Below are 19,314 nucleotides of genomic sequence, written 5' to 3'. Positions count from 1 at the left end.
CTGAACTCTGGCGCTACCGCTGATAGAATGACCGATGAATGGATCCAGGTTAGGGATGACCGATGCGATTGACCAATCAGATAGTGGCGCTTCTGTGCCTGTGCGTTATTGGCACCGTGCTATTGGTGCTGACAGCGGCGGGTATGGGCTTCCATGGCTTGACCGAGCGTTTTCAGCGCGATGAACTGCGCGCCGTGGTCGATATCTTCGAGGAGGAAGTGCTGTCACAGCCGGACGCGCCGCGTCTGCAAGGCTGGTTGCCGCCACTGCTGCGCGCCAACGATGTGAAGGGGCTGACGGTCACCCTGGATGATGGCTTGTTATTCGAGTATCAGGAGCCCACTCTGGATCAGCAGCGTCATCGCCTGGAAGAGGTCCATCTGGCGGGCAAGCGCTTCCCGACCTTGCATATGGATTTTTGGGTGGCCTCCAGCTTCAGCCAGCTGGATCGGCTGTATGCGCCCTTGGCCAGTCTGGCCACCGGATTGGTCGTTATCAGTCTGGGCCTCTGGTTGGCACTGCTTTGGTTACGGCGGCAACTCAAGGGGGTGGAGCTGTTGGCGCGGCGCGGCCAGCATATTCTCAGTGGTAATCCGGGCAAGTTACGGCATGAGGTGGCCCTCGAGTGGCCGGTCAGCGTCAGTCAGGCGCTCACCTTCCTGCAAACTGAGCTGGCCGATGCCAAGAAGGAGCGCAGCCGGTTCGACACCTTCATCCGTCGCAACGTGTTCATCGACAAACAGCTGGGCGTTGGCAACCGCATCTTCTTTGATAATCGCCTGGAAGCGGCAATGAGCGATGCCGATTACAGCGTCGGCTCTGTCTTGCTGCTGGAAATCGATGCGCTGGATGCCGTGATGCGGCACGACGGAGAGGAGCGGGCGATCGAAGGGTTGCAAGAGTGCAGCGCCTTGGTCGGCCATTTTCTGCAGCGTTATAACGGAGCCATTCAGGGGCGCTATGCGGGTAATGTGCTGGCGATCCTGCTGCCGGGGCTATCGAAGCAGGAGACGCTCACCGCCGCCGATCAACTGCTCAAACGCCTGGAGCATCTGAGCTGGCCGGATTATGTCGATGCGGATCGCGCCCTGTATATCGGTGCCGTCTGCTATCAACCCGGTGAGCTGATTGTACAGGTCGAAGAAGAGGCGGAACTGGCGTTGCGTGGCGCCCGTCTGCAGCAAGAGAGTGGTTACTTCCTGTATGACAAACCGCTGCGGGTCGATGCCTCGGACAAGGGGACTGTCCGCTGGCGAACCTTGCTGGAGCGGCAGTTTAGTCGCCAGCAACTCACCTACCGCTTGCAGAGTGCCTACAGCGGCAAACCCCTGGTACCGCAACTCCATGAGATGCTGGCGCGTTTGCCCGATGGCAAGGGCAAGCTGTTACCGGCCGCCGGGTTTGTCGCCATGGTGGAAAAAGTGGGCATGCAGCTGCCATTTGATCGTCAGATGAGCCAATTAGCCCTATTACTGCTGCCTCGTGAAGAGGGTGTTCCACTGGCGTTGAACTTGCATCCGTTAAGCTTGCTGGATCCCGAGTATCGGCACTGGCTGTGGATGGCGCTGTTGCGGCTCGGGCGACGCCGCTCCGCCATGCTGGTGGTGGAGTTGAACGAGGCTCATGTTGGTCGTTATCAGGAGGCGTTGCGAACACCGCTGCGGGAGCTGCGACTGCTGGGATGTCGATTATCGGTGGACCACGCCGGCCAGGATGTGGTGAGTATTCACTACATCAAGGAGTTCGAATTGAGCTTTTTGAAGATCCACCCCAGTCTGGTCCGCGACATCCAGCACAGACCGCTGAACCAGATGGCGGTACGCTCTCTGGTTGGTGGTTGTGCCAACAGCCAGACTCAGGTGATCGCGGTCGGCGTCGAAAGCGAGGCCGAGTGGCGCGTTCTCCAATCGCTGGGGGTGGTCGCAGGCCAAGGACACTGGTTTGATGGACAAAATAAGGCTTAAATGGAGCTTAATTGCGGCCAGCTGAGACTTGGCAATCTGATCTGCGGTGAAAAACCGCACCAGGGTTCAGATTTAATCAGCGATGGCCTATGATGGTCATCTAATTGATAAGTGAGGGCTTTCTGTTTTGATCCGCACAATCAGCAAGTGGTTTCAGCGCGAGGGGAGTCGGCCTGCAGTAGCGCTTGGTTTTGGCCAAGAACGCATCCTGCTGGTGCGCGGACAACCAGAGCCACTGTTTGAACAGGAAGCTTGCAATGGTCAGGCGGATTGGCCGCGGGCCGTGCAGAGCCTGCTGACCCGAACGCAACTCAGTGGCAGCCCGGTGAAGGCGCTGCTGCCCGCCACTCTGTTTCAGCAGGTACAGATCGAACGACCCGATGTCCCGGAGGAAGAATTGGCGGGAGCCTTGCCATGGGCGGTCAAAGACTTCGTCAATGAGTCGGTGCTGCAGTTGAGCTTTGACTATTACGATCTACCCACCAACCCGGCGGCGCGCCCCCGGCTGGCGGTGGTTTGCGTGCCGAAAAACCGGATGCAGCTGATCGCGCAAGGCGTCAATGCGGTGGCCTCCTTGCAATCCGTGACCACCGAGGAGCTGGGGTTGGCCGATCTACTGGGACACAAGGAGCAGATGCAACTGCTGTTGTACCAGGTACCGGGTCAGGATGTGGCGATACTGGCGGTGTATCGAGGTCAGCTCTGTTTCAGCCGCCAATTGCGCGGTTTTGCCCAGTTGGCAGAGCATGCCGTGGGGAATCTCAATCCGGATCTGCTGGATAACCTGTCGCTGGAAATTCAACGCTCGCTGGATTACCTGGTCGCCCAACTGAAGTTACCGGAAGCCGCTCACCTCCATGTGGCGATCGCGGCCCCGGATCTGGGTGGCTTGGTGCGCCATTTAGCGGGGAACTTTTCCATGCCGGTCAGAGCACTGGCTAATCCGGCGATTGTCGCCGGCATCGAATACTTGCCGCTCTACGGATTACTGCAGGCGGAGGCCACGGCATGAAGCTTCGCATCAATCTGTATGGCGATGAATATCGTCCCCGCAAGCAGTGGGCAACACTGCCGCAGATGGCTGGCTGCTGGTTGTTGGTGCTGCTGCTGATTGCAGGCTCTGTTCTGGGATTGAAGCAACTGCAGGCTGGACAACAGGCGGCCAATCAGCAACAGGAACTGGCACTCAATGCCCTGCGACAGGAAGGGGAGCGGCTGGTGGCCGAGCTAGCCCGCCATAAGCCGGATACGGAGTTGCATCGCCAGAATGCACAGTTGCAACATCAAGTGCAGATCAAGCAACTGCTGCTCCATAGCCTGGCCGCACGCGCCATGCTCAAGAGCAGCGGTTTTGCGGTGTTGCTCAATGATCTGGCTCGTATCCGCAGCCCGGGTATTGCCTTGCAGCATATCCAGTTGGATGAGGGGCGTGTCCAGCTCGCCGGCCTGGCGGCTAGTAGCCAGGATGTGCCAGCCTGGGTCAATCGCTTTACCGAGGCTGAGTCCCTGACCGGCAAGGAGTTTTCCGAGTTGCAGATCTCCCGCGATGCCCAGGGGCAACTCTCGTTTCGCCTGAGCAGCCCGCAGCCCGCCAGCCCGGCCACGGCGGCCAATACCGGCAAGGGAGGCAATAAGTCATGAAGCAGCAGTGGCAACAACTTTCGACGCGCGTGCTGACCATGAGTCTTCGTGAGCGCTGGTTGATCTTGCTCGCCGGTGCCGCCCTGCTCCTGATGCCGGCCTATAGCCTGCTGCTGGAGCCGACGTGGCTGGCTTACCAGAGCCAAATTACGCGGAGTCAGGAGCTGGCGACGACCATAGCTCAATTGCAATTGGAGAATCAGAGTCGTCAGCAGGCTCTTCTGCTAGATCCCAACCAGCCGGTGCGGGAACAACAACTTAAATTGACACAGCAACTGGCCCAACTGGATGCACAACTCAAGGATCAGACACTGGATCTGATCCCGGCGGAGCGTATGCCGGGCTTGCTGGAGCAGATGCTGGCCAGTTCGGGCCGTCTGCGGCTGCTCTCTCTGACTTCGCTGCCACCCAAGCCGTTGCTGGATGATCCCGAACAGAACCTGCTATTTCAGCATGGGATCCAGTTACGCCTGCAAGGCAGCTACTTCGATATCTTTCAATATCTGCGTGCCCTCGAAGGATTACCGGAACATTTTTACTGGCGCCGCCTGAATTATCAGGTTGAGCAGTATCCACAGGCCAGTATCGAGCTGGAGCTCTACACCCTGAGTAGCAGCAAGGAGTTTATTCGTGGCTAAATGGTGGTTGATGCTAATGCTGCCCTGTTCGTTGGCGCAGGCGGCAGTCGAGACGCTCCAGGATCCGACCCAGCCGCTGACCGACTCGGTACAGGGCCAAGCGGCGCAACATGCTGAGGCATTGCCCAGCCTGCAAGGATTGCTGCTGGGACGGGGTCCGCGGCAGGCCATTCTCGATGGCGAGAGTTATCGCCTGGGGCAGATAGTCGCGGGCTACCGCGTGGTCACGATTGGTCAGGATGGCGTGGTTCTGGAGCGCAATGGTCAGCGTCATACGCTTCCTCTTTATTCAAGCAAGGTCAAAATTCAATGAACAAGATGCCGTTTTCGTTCTCTCTGGTTGCTCTGGCCTTGCTGTTGGGCGGTTGCGTGACCTATCAGCATCCTGATCCCGTCGAGTCCAAAGAGGCTTTGAAGCAAGCCAAGCAGCAGGCCGGTGCCTTGACCGTGCCGGATTCGGTTCAGGCGGAACTGTTGCCGAAGAGCCCCATCCAGCCGGTAGCCAGCGCGTATGTCAATGAGCGGCGCTTCCGGGTAGCGGCCAAAGATGTGGCGGCCAGCGAGTTTTTTGCCTCCCTGATGAAGGATGGTCGTTACAGTGTTGCCGTGCATCCCGGAGTCGAGGGACGGATTAATCTGGATCTGCGTGAGGTCACGCTGCCAGAGGTGCTGGATACGGTGGCGGATATGTACGGTTATGACATTCGCCGAACTGGCACCGTCTACCACATCTATCCGGCCGGACTCAGATCCGAGAGCTTTCCGGTGAATTATCTGATGCTGACGCGGCAGGGACTCTCCCGTACCAGCATTACCTCCGGGGGGGTGACCGATCAGTCCAACAACAATAACTCGACTTCGACCGGCAGCAGTTCCAGTTCCGATAACAACAATAACAACAACTCCAACAACTCGAACGGCAGCAGCACCAACGGCACCGTGATCGAAACCGGTAGCCAGAGTAATTTCTGGAAAGATCTGGAAACCGCACTGCAACATCTGATCGGCAGTGGCCAGGGCCGGGCCGTGATTCTGAATCCGCAGGCCGGTCTGGTGACGGTGCGAGGCATGGCCGAGGATATCAAGGCGGTGCGCGAGTTTTTGGGGCAGTCCGAGCGCCAGCTCAAACGACAGGTGATCCTGGAAACCAAGATCATGGAAGTGCGGCTGAGTGAAGGCTATCAGCAGGGGATTCAATGGAATAATCTCAGCGCCCAATGGGATCAGGGCCAGGGAATCACCAATGCCGGTTCGCTGGTCGGTCTGCCGGCGGTCACCAACTCGGTGGCAACCCTGCTTGGCGGTGGTGCCGGATTGCAATTCTCCGATGGCAACTTCGAGGCCGTAGTCAATCTGCTGAAGACCCAGGGCGATGTGAATACCCTGTCCAGCCCACGGGTGACGGCAACCAATAATCAGAAGGCGGTCATCAAGGTCGGCAGTGACGAGTACTTTGTCACTGGCATCTCCAGCAACACGGTGGCCACATCCTCGGACCCCATAGTTTCGCCCAATATCGAGCTTACGCCGTTCTTCTCCGGGGTCGCGCTGGATGTGATGCCGCAGATCGATGAGCAGGGCAATGTGCTGATGCATATTCATCCCTCGGTGATCGATGTGACCGAACAGAAGAAAACCATCGACTTGGGTTCACTCTCCGGCTCTGGGACCTCGACCACCTACAACCTGCCCATGGCGTACAGCAATATCCGCGAGTCGGATACAGTGGTGCAGGCTAAATCCGGCGATGTGATCGTTATCGGTGGTCTGATGCGCATCAACAAGGAAGAAAAAGTGAGCAAGGTGCCTTGGATTGGCGATATTCCCTGGGTCGGTGAGGCTTTTACCAATCGCGCGGATAGCACCTACAAGACTGAACTGGTCATCATGCTGAAGCCGCAAGTGATCGAAGGTGATACTTGGCAGCGCGAGCTGCAGCGTTCCAGCGAATTGCTGGACAAATGGTATCCGGAGGGGCGCTAAAGCCGTGTATCAAGCCCATTTCGGCCTGCAGGAGCCGCCGTTCAGCCTGACTCCGAATACCGGTCTTTACTACGGGTTACCGCCCCATGAAGAGGCGCTGCAGGTGTTGCGGATCGCACTGGCCAGCGGCGAAGGGTTCATCAAGGTGACCGGTGAAGTGGGAACCGGCAAGACTCTGCTGCTGCGCAAGCTGATGGGGGAACTGTCGCCGACCCAGCAGGTGGCCTATCTGCCCAATCCCTATCTGGCTCCCGACGAATTGCGCCAGGCGCTGGCGTTGGAGCTGGGAGTGACCGCCGAGGGCGGGGCGCTGGCGGTGACCGATGCCATTCATCGTCGCCTGGTGGAGCTCAAGCGCGAGGGGCGAGGTGTGGTGGTGCTGCTCGATGAGGCCCAGGCCTTGCCGGACGCCAGTCTGGAAGCCATCCGTCTGTTCGGCAATCTGGAAACCGAATCCAGCAAACTACTGCAGGTGGTGCTGTTCGGTCAGCCGGAGCTGGATGTGCGTCTGCAGGCCGATCAGTTGCGGCAGTTGCGGCAACGCATCACCTTTTCCTATCGCTTGCGTCCCTTGCTGCGCGATGAAACCCGGGCCTATCTGGAGTATCGACTGATGGCTTCTGGGTATCGGAGCGCCCCTCTATTTGCCCCCGCAGCAGTACGGTTGCTGTGGCGCGCCAGTCGCGGCATCCCGCGGCTGATCAATATTTTGGCACACAAGAGTCTGATGGTGGCCTATGGCCAGGGGCTATCCCAGATCCGGCCGCGCCATGTCAAGGCGGCGATCCGTGATACCGAGGATGCGACCCTGCCTGTCAATCTGTGGTGGTGGAGCAGTTGGATATTGGTCGGTCTCATCTCGGCCTGGTTGTTGCGAGGAGCGTTATGAGCGTTATCAATACCATGCTGAAAGATCTGGAGCAGCGCGAAGGACAAACCCTGTCCGGCCGTTATCAGCCTCCTTCACCCTCTCGGTGGCGTTTGGCGGTGATCGCCTGGCTGTTGGCGCTGCTGTGTGTTCCGGCATTGGCTTACGCGGTCTGGCATCTGTGGCTGGATCAACCGGCGCATGTTCCGGCTCCGCCCGCCGAGGTTGCCGCTGCTCGTCCTGCTGCGGCAACTCCGGTGGCAAATGCCGCAGAGTCGGCGCCATCGCACGCTGTGGTGACGACTCAGCCTGTGGCCCCGGTCGTTCAACCCGCGACAGCCGCGGTTGCCTCTGCTGCCGTCGCAGAGAATCCGCAACACCAAGTTGCATCTGTGACTAGCATTGCGTCAGAGACCGAAACTTCGTTGCCAGCGCAGGGTACTCGAGCTCCGACTCCTGGGGAGCCAGCGAGTCAGGAGAATGGGCTGGAAGAAACCCTACTGGGTCCGGATGAAGGACCGCAGCCGACCGAAGCGGCGTTGCAGGCCGATGAGAGCACCACAACCATGACCGATGAGTACTCGGCGGAACCGCAAGGTTCGCTGGAGATCGCCGAGGAGCATCTGAGCCCGCAACAAGAGGCGGCTCTGGATCGACGCAAGGGGTTGCAAGCCCTGACGAAAGGACAACTGGATGTGGCGCGGGACTCCTTCTCTCGAGTGCTGGCCAATGATCCGCTGGATCACCAGATCCGCGAACGATTGGCTGGACTCTTGTATGGCGATGGCCGCATCCCTGAAGCGCAACAGTTGTTGGATGAAGGCATTCGCCTGGCGCCGAGCCGTGCCGATTTTCGTCTGATGCAGGCCCGGTTGGCGTTGGCAACCGGCAATAAGGCAGCCGCCTTGCAGAGCTTGAGCGGCTGGGAGCCTCCGGTCAGTGCAAATCTGGATTACTACGCCACCCGTGCCGCGCTGGCTCAGGAGCTGTCGCAACCGGGCGTGGCCGCCAGCAGCTATCAGCAGTTGACGGTGGCGCAACCGGCCGAGCCGCGCTGGTGGTTGGGGCTTGGCATAGCACTGGATAAACAGGGGCGGCCATTGGCGGCGCTGGATGCGTACCGCAAAGCATTGAGCCTGCCGTTGAGCGCCGGCTCCCGGCAATTTGTGCAACAGCGGATCGAGCAACTGGAGTAAGAGCATGGCGCAACCACGACTGAAGATGCGACTGGGCGACCTCCTGGTGGCCGAAAGCATCATCTCCGATGACCAGTTACAGATGGCGCTGCAGCAGCAGCGTCAAACCGGGCGCAAACTGGGGACCACGCTGGTGGATCTGGGCTTCATCGGTGAAGAACAACTGCTCAAATTTCTCGCCCAACAGCTGAATGTTCCGTTTTTCGATCTCTCCAAGCTCAGTATCCAGACCCAGGCGGTGCAACTGATCCCTGAAGTGCATGCCCGTCGTTATCGGGCGCTGGCGGTGAATCAGAGTGGGGATGAGGTCACAGTGGTGATGTCAGACCCGGCCGATCTGGCGGCACTGGATGCGCTGGCGGCTATGCTGAGCCCGCGGGAGTTGAAGCTGGCGGTCGCCCGGGAAGCCCAGTTACTGCAGTATTTCGATCAGCTCTACCGTCGGACCAAAGAGATCGAGAGCTTCGCCGAGCAGTTGCAGGAAGAGTATCAGGCGACTGGTTTTGATCTGGGCATGGCCGATACCGCCGGGAACGAGAGCGAAGCGACCGTGGTCAAGCTGCTGCGGTCGGTGTTCGAAGATGCGGTCCAGGTCCATGCCTCGGATATCCATATCGAGCCGGATGAGAAGGTGTTACGCATTCGTCAGCGCATCGATGGTGTGCTCCATGAAAGTGTGTTGAATGAAGTGCGGATCGCGCCAGCCTTGGTTTTGCGCCTCAAGCTGGTGGCCGGGCTGGATATCTCCGAGAAGCGTCTGCCGCAAGATGGCCGCTTCAATATGCGGGTCCGGGGGCACGAGATCGATGTGCGGATTTCCACCATGCCGGTGCAACACGGTGAGTCTGTGGTCATGCGTCTGCTGGATCAATCGGCGGGTCTGCTCTCCCTGCACGATACCGGGATGCCGGAGCAGATCCTGCAGCGTTTCCGGCGTCAGCTGCGGCGCCCCCATGGCATGATCGTTGTCACCGGGCCAACCGGGAGCGGCAAGACCACCACCCTGTACGGCGCCTTGTCCGAACTCAATCAACCGGGAAACAAGATCATCACGGTCGAAGATCCGGTGGAATACCGCTTACCGCGCATCAACCAGGTCCAGGTCAATCCGAAGATCGGCCTCGATTTTTCCAATGTGCTGCGGGCCACCCTGCGTCAGGATCCGGATATCCTGCTGGTCGGGGAGATGCGGGATCAGGAAACCGTGGAGATCGGTTTGCGCGGTGCCATGACTGGTCACCTGGTACTGACCACGCTGCATACCAATGACGCCATCTCCAGCGCCCTGCGCTTGATGGATATGGGGGCTCAGGGCTATCTGGTGGCCAGTGCCCTGCGTGCCATCGTGGCCCAACGACTGGTGCGACGCATTTGCCGTTATTGCCATGAAGTGCATGAGGTCGATGCGGGAGATCGGATCTGGCTGGTTAACCTGTTTGGTGAGGGAGTACACCAGCAGCAGTTCCAGCGTGGGCGGGGTTGTCAGAGCTGTAACTTCACCGGCTACGCGGGCCGCATCGGGGTATTTGAATTGCTGGAGCTGGATCTGCCGATGATGGACGCTTTGCGTCGGGGTGATCCAGAGGCCTTTGCCCGCGCGGCGCGCGAGCATGTGGAATACCGGCCGTTGGTTGACATGGCTTTTGAATACGCCACCCAGGGGATCACCACAGTCGATGAGGTGTTACGTCTGGCCGAGGTGGTGAGCTGATGCCATTTTTTGCCTATCAGGGACGGGATGCCAAGGGCCAGGCGGTGAGTGGCCAGCTCGAAGCGGCCACTGAACTGGCGGCGGCAGAGCAACTGATGCGTCGAGGTATCATGCCGACCGGATTGCGCGCTGGCCGATCGCCGCGCAAGGGCATCGCCTGGCGCGATCTGCTGGAGAGTCAGGTCGGGCTGGAGGAGCTGGTGATTTTCACCCGCCAGATGTATGCCCTGACCAAGGCGGGCATTCCGATCATGCGGGCCATCCATGGTCTGAGCGATTCCGCCCATGGCAAACCCTTGCGGCGTGCCCTGCAGGCACTGGAGACTGAATTGGGCAACGGTCGCCCCTTGTCAGCCGCCATGCAGGGACATCCCAAGGTGTTCAATACCCTGTTTATTGCCATTGTGAGTGTCGGTGAAAATACCGGTCAGCTCGAAGAGTCGTTCCTGCAGCTGTCCAACTATTTCGCCCTCGAACTCGAGACGCGAAAGCGCATCAAGACCGCCCTGCGCTATCCCATGCTGGTGCTGTGGTTTATCGTCGCGGCCATGTTTATTCTGAATATTTTTGTCATCCCGACCTTTGCCAACATGTTTGCCAAATTCGGCGTCGAACTGCCGTTGGCCACCCGCATCCTGCTGGCGACCTCGCACTTCTTCGTGCAATGGTGGTGGTTGCTGCTGCTGGCGGGTGCTACGGCCACCGTGGGCTGGCTGGAATGGGTCAAGACGCCGATGGGAAAACTGAAGTGGAGCCAATGGCAGCTGCATATTCCGCTGGTGGGCAGCATCATCAATCGCTCCTTGCTGGCCCGCTTTGCCCGTAGCTTTGCCATGATGCTGCGTGCTGGTGTGCCGTTGAACCATGCCCTGAGCATGGTGGCCGAGGCGGTCGACAACACCTTCGTCGGGGATCGTATCCGCGAGATGCGGGCCGGGGTCGAGCGCGGCGAGAGTCTGATGCGCACGGCTGCGGCCAGTAAGCTCTTTACTCCTCTGGTCATGCAGATGTTTGCGGTCGGTGAAGAGACGGGGCAGGTGGATGAGTTGATGCAGGAGGCGGCTGAATTTTACGAGCGGGAAGTGGATTATGACCTGCGGACTCTGACGGCGCGGATCGAACCCATACTGTTAGTCGTCGTGGCCTGTATGGTGCTGATTCTGGCGCTGGGGATCTTCACCCCGATGTGGGACATGATGCGTGCGGTTCGGGGCCACTGACGGTGTCTCAGCAGAGCGAGGCCGATGTACAAATTTTAGGCGTGTTCAGGTTCGGTTTGAGCATTAGCCTGGTGTTGCTGTTAGTGTGGGGCCTTGCCAGTCAGTATCAAAGCCAGCGTTATCAAGCCCAGATCACATCGATGCGGGCTCTGGCTGCTCTCTTTGCTGAACGGGCAGCCTTGGTACATGGTCTGTGGTTAAGCCAGAATCGTCCCGGCGTGATCTATGAAGTCGGCCGAGCCTTTCAGCTGCCGTCTGCTGCTCCATCGGAGGCCGCGGTGAATGCCCGTTATGTGATGAGCGCTAACGGCTGGCCGCAGGGATCGGCGCACCATCAGGAGCCCGAGGTGGCGTGTCGGCAGCTCTGGCTGCAGTTGCTGTCGACACCGCTGATGCTGGATGGCGAGCCGGTGGTGGTATCGCCGCTCATCACCAGCCCGGGCTGTGAATTTCGAATCGGCGAAGCTGGGTTTTCGTATCGCTTCGCCGATGGTTCTGTGACGACGCGCGGTAGCTGAGTGCTCACTGGGTATTTAGTTGTTCAGCATTTAACCCTATAATTTATCGGGAAAAAGGGAATACAAGCATGAAACAGCAAACCGGCTTTTCATTGATCGAACTGGTGATTGTCATCGTGGTGCTGGGCATTCTTGCCGTCACGGCACTGCCGCGCTTTCTGGATGTCACCGAAGAGGCGAAAAACGCCAGCGTCGAAGGTGTCTCCGGTGGTTTTGCCACCGGGGTGTTGCTGGTCCGCGCCCAATGGGAAGCCAAGGGGCGTAGCAAAGAGGGGGGCATCAATACCATTCTGTATGATGGCAACCGCTTCTACCTGACGACACCGACCGATGCGGAAGTGGAAGCTGGGCTCATTTCACCGGGTTACCCGATCGATACCAGCTCCAGTGGTTCAGTGGATGTTTCTCCGGGCAGTCTGACGTCAGAGCGTTGTCTGTATATCTGGAATGGTCTGCTGCAGAATCCGCCCAAGGCGACCAACGATTTTAATTCGGTGGAGACTAGCAAAAATGATTTGAAGTACTATGTCTCCGTGGATGGTTCGGGTAATGATGCGGTATGTCGTTACTATCTGGTCAATGCCTTGAACAAGACCAGTAGCGGTGGTTACGAGGATCCGAACAACCAGACCAACAAGTTCAAGAGTTTCAGTTATCGCCCGGCCTCAGGCCAGGTCGTGACTTATATCAATGATTAAAGACACATCGAAATCCGTAACGTGACGTAAACAGATATCAACTTAAACCGAGACCTTAAAGGAAATTGTTATGAAGCGTAGTGCTGGTTTTACACTGATCGAGCTGGTGATTGTTATTATTATTCTGGGCATTCTGGCAGTGACTGCCGCACCTAAGTTTTTGAATTTACAAAAAGATGCTCGAGAGTCCACGTTGAAAGGCATGAAGGCGGCTATGGAAAGCTCTGCTTCCATCGTCTATTCCAAGGCTGTTATTAAAGGATTGGAGACCTCGGCTGCCAGTTCTGTGGATGATATCTCTATTGTGTATGGCTACCCGAATGCAACTTCAGCAGGCATTGGTGCAGCTCTGGATCTGAGTTCAGGTGACTGGGAGGTTCCTAGCGGGGCTGCTAGCTCAGGTTATGTATTGAAGCCTACTGGTGCAGCCGACACTTGTACCGTTACCTATACACTCGGCACCTCACCGGCTAGACCAACAGTCAGCACCGATACAAGCGGTTGCTAATTTAATACGCAGTTATTGGTTCGCAAGTGAAGCGGGGTGCTGGCGGTAAGCCGCACCCCGTTTTATTTAGGCTATTCCATGGTTGGGATAAATAGGATGGTATGAGAAAACCGGATGGCTTTACCCTGATTGAGCTGGTGGTGGTGATCCTGCTGCTGGGCATCCTGGCGACCTTTGCCTTGCCAAAATGGCTGGGCAAAGGTGGCTTTGAGGTGCAAACCGCGCGCGATGAGCTGGTGGCGCGCCTGCGGCTGATACAGATGCACAATATGAATGAGCCCGCCGATCGGTGCAGCTGGTGGGTGGGCGAGAGCAGCCGCTTCGGCCATATCAGCATGATGCCCTGTGTGGCCCCGCCCGCTATCGGCAGTTGGAGCAGTGCCCAGCTGAGTCGGGGCCGTGTGGTCACCTTGAGTAGCGGCTTGGCGCTGACAGCAACTGCGGGTTTAAGCTTGCGCTTTGATCGTATGGGCCGTCCGCTTGGCGCTTGCGCCAGTGGCTGTCAGTTGAGTGTCAGTGATGGTGGAGAGACGGCGCGAATCCAGATCAATGCTCAGGGGTATGTCTATGGGATCGACTAGTAGACGGCGCAGCGCCGGCTTTACCCTGATCGAACTGGTGATGGGGATCGTGCTGATCGCCATCGCTCTGGGCGGCATGTTGGGCCTGCTCATCAACCAGTCGGCGGAGAGTACCGAGCCGGTGCAGCAGGTGCGGGCGGCACAACTGGCCCAGCGACTGCTGAATGATATCAGCGCCCGCTCCTTCGATCAGAACTCGGATCATAACGGCAGCCATTGGCGTTGTGGGGAAACGGTCAACGGCATCACCTATGCGACCTGTACCTTGCCGACCGGCTATGGGCCTGAGTCGGGCGAGACCAAGCCGTATCTGTTCAACGATGTGGATGACTACCATACCCCGGCGATCTGCAGCCAAAATCTGACTCCCTGCAGCAACAGCTCCTGGGTTGCGGCCAGCTATTTCACCGACAACAGTGTGGCGACGCAGAATGATTACCCCAACTACCGGATGCAAGTTCTCATCTCTCCGGGTTCCGGTTGTAGTGCCACCCTCTGCACCACTTTCAAGCTCATTACGGTGACGGTGCAGCTGCCGGATGGTAGCCAGTTGCCGTTTGCCCTGTTACGGGGGAACTACTGATGCAGCAACCCCGCGGCTTTACCCTGATTGAATTAGCGATGGGGCGATCCTGTGGCTTCACTCTGATTGAACCAACAATAGAGCGATCCCGTGGTTTTACACTGATTGAACTGGTGGTGGTGATTCTGCTGCTCGGCGTGATGGTGACTTTCAGCAGCCAGTTTATCGGCAGCAGCACCCAGCTGTATGCCGATGCCAGTGCCCGGGAACAGCTGATGAGCGATGTGCGTTTCGGCGTCGAGCGTCTGAATCGGGAGTTGCGCGATGCGGTGCCAGGCACCCTGGTGGTGAGCACCGATCAGCAGTGCATCAGTTTCTGGCCCCTGGCGGCCGTGAGTCGCTATATCTCATTGCCGACGACCTCGAGCGGTACTCTGACCTTTCTGGCGCCCTTAAGTGGCAGCATCAAGACGGGGGATTATGCCATTGTCTATCCGGTGGGCTTGAGTACCGCGTCCCCCTATGGGTGTAGTGCTGGCGTCTGCGTGGCGCAAGTTGCCAGCGCACCCGTGGCGGTCAATGGTGATGCGGATCTGCTGACCGCCAGCCTGAGCCAGATCCCGTCTGGAACTTTCACGGGGTTTGCTGCGCCTTCTCCAGGACAGCGTATTTTTTTCGCTCGCGAGCAGGTCTCGTTTTGCCGGAATAGTCAGAATCAACTGGTGCGCCAGGCGACCGTGCTAGCGAGCGGTAGCCGCAGTAGTGCTCTGATGGCGGAACATCTGGACAGTGCCCGCTTCTTCCAGGATCCCCAAGCCTTCAATCGCAGTGGTGAGGTAAGCCTGAATTTGAGCTTCACCCAGCGCGGTGAAACCGTGCTGTTTAGCCATCAGGTGGAGGTCAACAATGTGCCCTGAGCGAATGTCCGCCGGTTACTCACAGCGAGGCAGCACCATCATGGTAGCGCTGTTTGTCATCGTTATTGTTGGTTTGCTGGCCGCGGCGCTGGGGCGTTTGCTGCTGGATAGTGGTGAAAAAGTGACGGTAGAAGTCCTGGGCGTGCGAGCATTGATGGCGGCGCAGAGTGGCGTGGAGCAGGGGCTCTATCAGTTATATCCGAACGGGGTCTGGCAGGCCGCGACGGCGGATGCCAATGGCAAAACCGGCTGCGATAAGGTGACCAGCAGCCTGAGTTTCAGCACCGATGGCTTGCGGGGTTGTTCCGCCGCAATTGTTTGCACCACCTTGTCGGTGACCAGCGGGGCTGTGACCAGCTACCGGCTCGCCAGTACCGGACGCTGCGATGGCGGCGGCTCCCTGGCCGCCAGTGGCGATAATAATCCGGATTTTACCGTCAGCCGGACGATTCAGGCCGAAGCGTTTGATGGGGGGATACAATAATGGTGCGTTATTGGGTGCTTGGCTTGCTCGCTGGCCTGTGCTGGTTCAGCCAGCCGCTCTTCGCTCTGACGATAGACTACAGTACTGTGTTTCCAACTGTGATACAGGGGCAGACTGCAAATATGAATTCGGACTGTAACTCCAATAATGCATCCACTTTGGAGATTACCAATAGTTCCCGAATCAAGGGAGGGACTAGTCCCTCACTGAATCTATGTAAGATTAACGTGCAGAGCAACAATGGTAACTGCATCAACAGCGCGGGTAATGTGGTGTTCTGCTCTGCGAACGGTACCCAGATTCCGGTGCTGGTACTGGATCCATTTATGAGCTCCAGTATTACCAGCAATACGACCTACAACAATAATCAAGTGGTGACACTGGGGGCGGGTGGGGATACTGAATACGGGAATCTCATGGTTGATAATGCGGTTCTTAAATTCAGCAATGTTAACACTACCTATAAAATCAAGAGCCTGACAGTGAGAAATGGGCAGGCTGCGCTCTATTTGGCTCCCGGTGATTATTGGATTGATACATTGGATCTGGATGGGAGGCCGCTAATTCTCAGTGATCCAGGTACTACGCGGATTTTCGTAAAAAATGATCTGTCGGTAAAAAACCAGGCGACGTTGAACTCCGACCGCATGGGGAGTTTGGTGGTCATTGGGTACAACAATATCGAACTGCTAGGTGGTACTCATAACGGCTATTTCTATGCCAATGATAATTTCATTGTGCGTAATCAGGGCACCGTAAATGGACGAATTACGGCGCGACATATCTATATTTATGATTCCTATGTTAATGATGATTCGGCTACACCACTTCCTCCTTTAGGTTGCGTTAGCGACGATTTTAGCCAACCCCCATTAAGTGTTAATTGGGTGGCGGCCAAGAGTGGTGGTTCCTTTACGCCGAGCATTTATGATGGCCGTTTGCGACTAACTCAATCGAGCACCTATCAAGCCACCTCGGTGACTTATCAGCGGTTATTCCCGGCTGTCGGTAATCTGGTTACCATTGAATTCGATCAGGCGGCCTATGGTGGTAGTGCTGCCGATGGCATTGCTATGGTGTTATCGGATGCAACTGTGACCCCGCAACCAGGTAGTTCCGGCGGGCCTCTGGGTTATGGGTATAAGACCAATGCCCCCGGTTTTGCGGGCGGCTGGCTCGGCGTCGGTATTGACGAGTATGGTAATTTTAGAGCCGAAGGCGGGGCGAATAATCAGAACAGCAAAGCCAATACAGTGTCAATCCGTGGCTCTGGCTCAGCCTATTCAGGGTACCGCTACCTTTTTGGTACTGACACTCTGAGTCCAACGATTCATAGCGGAAACTCATATCCTTCGCCCCCACATCGTTACCGCCTGACAGTCGATTCGCGCAAATCTGGGCAGGCACTCGTAACCATACAGCGGAATACCGGTTCTGGTTACGTCACCTTGATCCCGACTTTTAACGCCACTGTACAAACAGATCAGGCGGCACTCCCGGCCAATTTTTATCTCTCGTTTACCGGGTCGACTGGTGCTGCGACTAACATCCATGAGCTGGATAATGTGCGTATTTGCGCCATCACCTCCAATCCGGTTGGTAAGCAGATTGATCACTTCGAGTTTGACCACAGTGGCCAAGCGCTGACCTGTAATCCAGAGAATATGACCATTCGTGCTTGTGCCGATGCCAGCTGTTCTTCCTTAATCACGGATAGTGTTACTGCAGTACTCAGCCCGGACTCGCTCAGTGATGGCGGCTGGGTGGGCGGCAATAGCATCACCTTTTCGGGTGGCTCGACAACCGTGTCGTTTCGCAAGGGCACGGCAGGCACCACCACGATTGGCGTCACCAGTTCAATACCATCAACCAAACCCCTGAGCAAGACACTCTGCCGGGCAGGAAGCGGTGCCCTGAGTGAAGCCAGCTGCACCCTGACTTTTGCCGACAGCGGCTTTATTTTCGATGTGCCGGATATTATCGCCAACAAGGCCGCCAGCAATGTGCTCCTTAAGGCGGTGAAGAAAGACGACAGCACCAAACAGTGTGTCCCCGGTTTTGCCAGTGTCAGCCGGACGCTGAATTTCTGGAGTGATTACATAGATCCTGTGGCAGCTGGGCGCCCTGTGAGTCGGCAAGTGTCAGTGAATGGTACGGCCATAGGCCTGACCTCGACAGCGGCAACCCCGCTGACGCTGGCGTTTGATGCCCAGGGGCAGGCGACGCTTGCCAGTGTTAACTACACCGACGCGGGTAAGATGCAGCTGAATGCCAGTTATACCGGCTCGACGACGAACGGAGATGCCGGGCTGGTAATGACCGGTAGCGATCAGTTTATCAGCCGCCCGGTTGGCCTCTGTATTCAGCCACAAACCGTCTGTGCGGTAGGTAACAGCAGTTGTCCTTACTTCCGGCGGGCCGGAGAGACCTTCCCCTTGACCATAACGGCCAAAGCGTGGGAGTCGGATAGCGATACGGATCTGTGCACCAATAATCTCTCTACACCGAACTTTGTGTTGAACAGCATCCCGTTGGGTAGTGAGCGGGTGGCCCCGAGTGCGGGCGTCAATGGTAGTGTGGGTCTGAACCAGTACAGTCACATCGCCAGTAGCGGAGGGCAAATGAGCCTGTCCCAGTCGGTGAGTGAGGTAGGGGTGTTCCGATTCACCGCCACGCCGCCTCTGTATATGGGTTATGCACTGCCGGTTGCCAAGAGTGCCCCGGTAGGGCGCTTTACCCCTTACGACTTTGCTCTCAGCAATGGCAGCATTACCCCTGGCTGTGGCAGTTTCAGCTATATGGATCAGCCCATGCCGACCAGCTTTACCGTGAACGCTCGTAACCTGAGCGGTGGCACTACCAGCAATTACCGGGATGAGTTTGCCACTGCGACCTTGGGACTGGTGGCTGAGAATGGTGATAATGGCGTGCCGTTGAGCTCGCGTTTGAGTGGTCTGGGAAGTTTGGGGTGGCAAGCCGGGCTGTTTACGGCGAACCTGCACCCCGAGACCTTCACCCGGAATGCGCCGCCCGATGGCCCGTTCAGCCAGTTGGCAATTGGGCTGCAATTGTTCGATAACGAGTCAGCCATCGATCTGCCGCTCAAAGACACCAATATGAATGCCACGACCAGTGGCGCCTGTGGCTCCAATTGCACAGCGGTGCGGCTTTCCACCCAGGATCTGCGTCATGGTCGTCTGAGCGTGAGTTCCGGACGCGCCGCCGTGGATAGCGCCCTGGCCTTGCCTTTGACCCTGGAGAGCTATACCGGCAGTGGCTGGCAACGCAATGCCGATGATGGCTGTACCCAGCTCGACTTACAGGCCAGTGGCGGCTTTGTATTTGATCGCGGCTATGATGCCAGCAAGTCACAACTGACGCTGATTGATAACAGTGCGACCTCGCGGTTAGCGCTGACGACCAGCCGCGATACGCCGGCAGGACAACCGACTAGCGCCACGGCCCAGGCGGGTTATATCTGGCTGCATTTTACCGCCCCGGGGATCAGCGATCGGGTCAATTACCAGCTGGATCTGAGCAAACAACCCAAGCAACCGACTTGGCTGAGTTTTGACTGGAACGGGGATGGTGTCACGACCGTCTCGGATATGGGCGGGTGGGCATTCTTCAATCAATGGCGCAGCAGCGATCGAGTGATCTACCGGCGTGAGGTCCTGAATTGATCCAGATCTTCCGATTGAATCTCTAATTGCCAGTTTTAGGATTCTATCGAATACCATTCGGGCCAGCTTTCAACGCTGGCCCGACATTTTTGATAGCTTCATCATTTATGCGCCGCAACAGGCTTCCGGCCGGATGTTTACTTGCCCAATCAGCCCCGGGTTGGTAAAGTTAGCCGGTTTT

The 19,314-nt window shown here is 57.5% G+C and carries 18 protein-coding genes; all 18 read left to right on the top strand.

Annotated elements, in window-relative coordinates:
* The first annotated feature begins 62 nt into the window (after positions 1 to 62).
* The 18 genes from ACZYUB_RS10030 to ACZYUB_RS09945 all read left to right on the top strand — a co-directional run bounded on the left by ACZYUB_RS10030 (position 63) and on the right by ACZYUB_RS09945 (position 19,133).
* Complete coding sequence (locus tag ACZYUB_RS10030) at positions 63 to 1,964, top strand: EAL domain-containing protein (RefSeq protein ID WP_463947559.1); 1,902 nt, start codon at positions 63 to 65, stop codon at positions 1,962 to 1,964.
* 139 nt (positions 1,965 to 2,103) lie between these two features.
* Positions 2,104 to 2,976, top strand: coding sequence for an MSHA biogenesis protein MshI (locus ACZYUB_RS10025; RefSeq protein ID WP_463947598.1), 873 nt, complete (start codon positions 2,104 to 2,106; stop codon positions 2,974 to 2,976).
* Positions 2,973 to 3,605 (top strand): PilN domain-containing protein, encoded by a 633-nt coding sequence (locus ACZYUB_RS10020; RefSeq protein WP_463947557.1) that lies wholly within the window; start codon positions 2,973 to 2,975, stop codon positions 3,603 to 3,605. The genes ACZYUB_RS10025 and ACZYUB_RS10020 overlap by 4 nt, the downstream gene beginning before the upstream one ends.
* Positions 3,602 to 4,243 (top strand): MSHA biogenesis protein MshJ, encoded by a 642-nt coding sequence (locus ACZYUB_RS10015; RefSeq protein ID WP_463947555.1) that lies wholly within the window; start codon positions 3,602 to 3,604, stop codon positions 4,241 to 4,243. Before ACZYUB_RS10020 ends, ACZYUB_RS10015 begins: the two co-directional genes overlap by 4 nt.
* The gene (locus ACZYUB_RS10010; protein ID WP_463947553.1) at positions 4,236 to 4,556 is read left to right on the top strand and encodes an MSHA biogenesis protein MshK; all 321 of its coding nucleotides are present in this window, start codon (positions 4,236 to 4,238) and stop codon (positions 4,554 to 4,556) included. The genes ACZYUB_RS10015 and ACZYUB_RS10010 overlap by 8 nt, the downstream gene beginning before the upstream one ends.
* Positions 4,557 to 4,561: 5 nt before the next feature.
* The gene (mshL, locus tag ACZYUB_RS10005; RefSeq protein ID WP_463947551.1) at positions 4,562 to 6,226 is read left to right on the top strand and encodes a pilus (MSHA type) biogenesis protein MshL; all 1,665 of its coding nucleotides are present in this window, start codon (positions 4,562 to 4,564) and stop codon (positions 6,224 to 6,226) included.
* Positions 6,227 to 6,230: 4 nt separating this feature from the next.
* Positions 6,231 to 7,115 carry an ExeA family protein gene (locus ACZYUB_RS10000; RefSeq protein WP_463947550.1) on the top strand — a complete coding sequence of 295 codons (885 nt, stop codon included), beginning with the start codon at positions 6,231 to 6,233 and terminating at the stop codon, positions 7,113 to 7,115.
* The gene (locus ACZYUB_RS09995; RefSeq protein WP_463947548.1) at positions 7,112 to 8,290 is read left to right on the top strand and encodes a tetratricopeptide repeat protein; all 1,179 of its coding nucleotides are present in this window, start codon (positions 7,112 to 7,114) and stop codon (positions 8,288 to 8,290) included. The genes ACZYUB_RS10000 and ACZYUB_RS09995 overlap by 4 nt, the downstream gene beginning before the upstream one ends.
* A 4-nt stretch (positions 8,291 to 8,294) precedes the next feature.
* Positions 8,295 to 10,001 carry a GspE/PulE family protein gene (locus tag ACZYUB_RS09990; RefSeq protein WP_463947547.1) on the top strand — a complete coding sequence of 569 codons (1,707 nt, stop codon included), beginning with the start codon at positions 8,295 to 8,297 and terminating at the stop codon, positions 9,999 to 10,001.
* Positions 10,001 to 11,221 (top strand): type II secretion system F family protein, encoded by a 1,221-nt coding sequence (locus tag ACZYUB_RS09985; RefSeq protein WP_463947545.1) that lies wholly within the window; start codon positions 10,001 to 10,003, stop codon positions 11,219 to 11,221. The genes ACZYUB_RS09990 and ACZYUB_RS09985 overlap by 1 nt, the downstream gene beginning before the upstream one ends.
* Positions 11,222 to 11,292: 71 nt before the next feature.
* Positions 11,293 to 11,739 carry a hypothetical protein gene (locus ACZYUB_RS09980; RefSeq protein ID WP_463947544.1) on the top strand — a complete coding sequence of 149 codons (447 nt, stop codon included), beginning with the start codon at positions 11,293 to 11,295 and terminating at the stop codon, positions 11,737 to 11,739.
* 68 nt (positions 11,740 to 11,807) lie between these two features.
* Positions 11,808 to 12,437: a prepilin-type N-terminal cleavage/methylation domain-containing protein gene (locus ACZYUB_RS09975; protein WP_463947543.1), complete on the top strand. Its 630-nt coding sequence runs from the start codon at positions 11,808 to 11,810 to the stop codon at positions 12,435 to 12,437.
* A gap of 70 nt (positions 12,438 to 12,507) precedes the next feature.
* Positions 12,508 to 12,945 carry a prepilin-type N-terminal cleavage/methylation domain-containing protein gene (locus ACZYUB_RS09970; protein ID WP_463947541.1) on the top strand — a complete coding sequence of 146 codons (438 nt, stop codon included), beginning with the start codon at positions 12,508 to 12,510 and terminating at the stop codon, positions 12,943 to 12,945.
* Between the two features lie 101 nt (positions 12,946 to 13,046).
* Positions 13,047 to 13,526, top strand: coding sequence for a prepilin-type N-terminal cleavage/methylation domain-containing protein (locus tag ACZYUB_RS09965; RefSeq protein WP_463947540.1), 480 nt, complete (start codon positions 13,047 to 13,049; stop codon positions 13,524 to 13,526).
* Complete coding sequence (locus ACZYUB_RS09960; protein ID WP_463947538.1) at positions 13,513 to 14,109, top strand: prepilin-type N-terminal cleavage/methylation domain-containing protein; 597 nt, start codon at positions 13,513 to 13,515, stop codon at positions 14,107 to 14,109. The genes ACZYUB_RS09965 and ACZYUB_RS09960 overlap by 14 nt, the downstream gene beginning before the upstream one ends.
* Positions 14,109 to 14,966 carry a prepilin-type N-terminal cleavage/methylation domain-containing protein gene (locus ACZYUB_RS09955; protein ID WP_463947536.1) on the top strand — a complete coding sequence of 286 codons (858 nt, stop codon included), beginning with the start codon at positions 14,109 to 14,111 and terminating at the stop codon, positions 14,964 to 14,966. Before ACZYUB_RS09960 ends, ACZYUB_RS09955 begins: the two co-directional genes overlap by 1 nt.
* Complete coding sequence (locus tag ACZYUB_RS09950; protein ID WP_463947535.1) at positions 14,956 to 15,450, top strand: MSHA biogenesis protein MshP; 495 nt, start codon at positions 14,956 to 14,958, stop codon at positions 15,448 to 15,450. Before ACZYUB_RS09955 ends, ACZYUB_RS09950 begins: the two co-directional genes overlap by 11 nt.
* A gap of 227 nt (positions 15,451 to 15,677) precedes the next feature.
* The gene (locus tag ACZYUB_RS09945) at positions 15,678 to 19,133 is read left to right on the top strand and encodes a DUF6701 domain-containing protein (protein ID WP_463947533.1); all 3,456 of its coding nucleotides are present in this window, start codon (positions 15,678 to 15,680) and stop codon (positions 19,131 to 19,133) included.
* The last annotated feature ends 181 nt before the right edge of the window (positions 19,134 to 19,314 follow it).

The organism is Pseudaeromonas sp. HNCC25DJ182, from assembly GCF_055413365.1.
Note: the sequence above shows the minus strand (reverse complement) of the source record. Positions and strands in the feature narration are given on the sequence as shown.

Coding starts and splice junctions, on each gene's coding strand:
- ACZYUB_RS10030 (WP_463947559.1), top strand. CDS start 63: ATGCGATTGACCAATCAGATAGTGGCGCTTCTGTGCCTGTGCGTTATT.
- ACZYUB_RS10020 (WP_463947557.1), top strand. CDS start 2,973: ATGAAGCTTCGCATCAATCTGTATGGCGATGAATATCGTCCCCGCAAG.
- ACZYUB_RS10015 (WP_463947555.1), top strand. CDS start 3,602: ATGAAGCAGCAGTGGCAACAACTTTCGACGCGCGTGCTGACCATGAGT.
- mshL (WP_463947551.1), top strand. CDS start 4,562: ATGCCGTTTTCGTTCTCTCTGGTTGCTCTGGCCTTGCTGTTGGGCGGT.
- ACZYUB_RS09995 (WP_463947548.1), top strand. CDS start 7,112: ATGAGCGTTATCAATACCATGCTGAAAGATCTGGAGCAGCGCGAAGGA.
- ACZYUB_RS09990 (WP_463947547.1), top strand. CDS start 8,295: ATGGCGCAACCACGACTGAAGATGCGACTGGGCGACCTCCTGGTGGCC.
- ACZYUB_RS09985 (WP_463947545.1), top strand. CDS start 10,001: ATGCCATTTTTTGCCTATCAGGGACGGGATGCCAAGGGCCAGGCGGTG.
- ACZYUB_RS09975 (WP_463947543.1), top strand. CDS start 11,808: ATGAAACAGCAAACCGGCTTTTCATTGATCGAACTGGTGATTGTCATC.
- ACZYUB_RS09970 (WP_463947541.1), top strand. CDS start 12,508: ATGAAGCGTAGTGCTGGTTTTACACTGATCGAGCTGGTGATTGTTATT.
- ACZYUB_RS09965 (WP_463947540.1), top strand. CDS start 13,047: ATGAGAAAACCGGATGGCTTTACCCTGATTGAGCTGGTGGTGGTGATC.
- ACZYUB_RS09960 (WP_463947538.1), top strand. CDS start 13,513: ATGGGATCGACTAGTAGACGGCGCAGCGCCGGCTTTACCCTGATCGAA.
- ACZYUB_RS09955 (WP_463947536.1), top strand. CDS start 14,109: ATGCAGCAACCCCGCGGCTTTACCCTGATTGAATTAGCGATGGGGCGA.
- ACZYUB_RS09950 (WP_463947535.1), top strand. CDS start 14,956: ATGTGCCCTGAGCGAATGTCCGCCGGTTACTCACAGCGAGGCAGCACC.